At 66.0% G+C, this 468-nt stretch carries 1 protein-coding gene; it reads right to left on the bottom strand.

Going from position 1 to position 468, the window contains the following annotated elements; translation table 11 throughout:
• Positions 1 to 468, bottom strand: a 468-nt coding sequence (locus ACU8YC_RS26910) for a penicillin-binding transpeptidase domain-containing protein (RefSeq protein WP_446896246.1), incomplete at both ends; no start/stop codon positions are given.

Below are 468 nucleotides of genomic sequence, written 5' to 3'. Positions count from 1 at the left end.
GTGCAGTACCGCTCTTGCCGGCGATGCGATAGACCGAGCTTTCGCCGACCTTCCGCGCCGTACCCCGGGCGCCGTGCAGTACCTGCTCCATGCCGTGGGTCGCGTAATCCCAGAAGCGCGGATCGCGCAGCTGGATATCCGGCAGCGGTTCCGGATCCACCGGCGGCTCGCCACCGATGCTGCGCGCCAGGTGTGGGCGAATCCACTTGCCGCGGGTCGCCATCAGCGCCGTGGCCTGAGCCAGCTGCAGTGGCGTGGCCTGCATGTAACCCTGACCGATGCCGAGAATGACCGTCTCGCCGGGATACCAGGGCTGGCGATAACGCGCCCGCTTCCAGTCACGCGACGGCATCAGCCCGGCGGTTTCCTCGTACATGTCCAGCGACACGCGCTGGCCAAGACCGAAGCGGGTCATGTAGTCGTACATGCGATCGACGCCCAGCTTGTGCGCCATGTCGTAGAAATAGG

The organism is Citrobacter sp. VF227 (assembly GCF_052950715.1).
Note: the sequence above shows the minus strand (reverse complement) of the source record. Positions and strands in the feature narration are given on the sequence as shown.